The sequence below is a fragment of the Methylobacterium sp. WL103 genome (assembly GCF_008039885.1).
In the GTDB taxonomy this organism is placed as follows: domain Bacteria; phylum Pseudomonadota; class Alphaproteobacteria; order Rhizobiales; family Beijerinckiaceae; genus Methylobacterium; species Methylobacterium cerastii.
Genome location: NZ_VRUX01000862.1, coordinates 1 through 1,379 on the forward strand (window position 1 = coordinate 1; position 1,379 = coordinate 1,379).

Annotated in this window: 2 protein-coding genes; both read right to left on the minus strand. The window is 69.5% G+C overall.

What is annotated here, in order from left to right:
- Positions 1 to 245: HupE/UreJ family protein (locus tag FV222_RS26165; protein WP_187277486.1), on the minus strand; the 245-nt coding region annotated here is incomplete at its 3' end.
- An 82-nt stretch (positions 246 to 327) separates the two neighbouring features.
- Positions 328 to 1,379 (minus strand): aldo/keto reductase (locus FV222_RS26170; protein WP_210248514.1); only part of this gene is annotated, 1,052 nt, incomplete at its 5' end.

A 1,379-nucleotide genomic window follows, 5' to 3' on the forward strand; every position in this document is an offset into this window, starting at 1 on the left:
ATGCCGAGCCCCGCGCCCACCGCCATCAGCGCGAGGAAGGAGGCCGGCAGCGCCCACAGGGCCCGTCCGCCCCGCAGGCCCGCGAGCAGCCCGACCGCGACCATAGCGAGGACGTGGTCGGCCCCGCTCACCGGGTGCAGGAAGCCGTGGACGAGGCCCGCGGCCTCGCCGTGGCCGGGATGGGCGAATGCCGCCTGCGGCAGCAGGACGAGGGCGGGAAGTGCGAGGGCGGCGAGGCGCTTCATGGTGTGTCCTGACGGTAGGGTCGGATCGATCATCGAAGGGATAGGCGGCGGGCGCCAGCGGTCACCGACACCCTGGCAAAAATCACTCCATCGTCGGGGCGAGGGTCTTCACCCCCGGGACGTCCTCCCCGAGCCACGCCGCGTTCTTGGCGGTGCCGTCGAAGGTCGCGCTGGTCTTGAACAGCTCGTACTTGCCTTCCAGCGCGTAGGGCCGGCTGCGCCCGAGCAACTCGGCCACCGCCGCCTTGTCCATCGGCCGGAACGTCTTCACCGCCTCGAAGGCCTGATCGAGGTCGCGCTGGCTCTGGATGCCGGTGATCAGCACCGAGACCGGCAGGTTGAGGCCGAAATGCAAGTACTCGATCGGCTCGATCGGCGCGTCGCTCTTCAGGATGACGCCGTCGCCGAAGGTCTTCATGCCCAGCGCCGCGATGCCGTTCTGGACGAGGTAGGGCAGCACGAGGTGGCCGAACGAGCGGAAATGCGCGTCCATGACGTTGAGCGGCATCTGCACCGAATCGAACTGGAACCCGCGCTCGTGGGCGACCTCCAGCATCTGCAGGTGGATGCGCGGGTCCTTGTGGCCGGTGAAGCCGATGTAGCGCAGCTTACCCGCCTTCTTGGCCTCGACGAAGGCCTCCATCGCGCCGCCCTCGGCGAAGACCCGGTCGGGGTCGTCGTAGCGCAGGATCTCGTGGTGCTGGACGAGGTCGATCCGGTCGGTGCGCAGGCGGTGCAGCGAGGCGTCGATCTGCTTCGTCGCCTCCTCCTTGGTGCGCCCGTCCATCTTGGACATCAGGAACACCTTGTCGCGCCGGCTGCCGTCCTGCAGCGCCGCGCCCATGCGCAGCTCGGAGCGGCCCTCGTTGTAGTCCCAGCAATTGTCCATGAAGGTGATGCCGCGCTCGATCCCCTGGTGGATCAGCCGCGTCGCCTCGTCGTCCGTCACCGCGCTCTTGCCGAGGTGGAACCCGCCCATGCCGATGGCCGAGATCTTGTCGGAATGCCGGCCGAAGGACCGGTAGAGCATCTCGCCGCGGCGCTCGCCCGGATCGGTGACGAGGGGGAGGCTCGCGGGATCGGACGGCCGGTTGCCGGGCAGGGCCGCCGGGTCGACGGCCGCGGTGGCGGCGC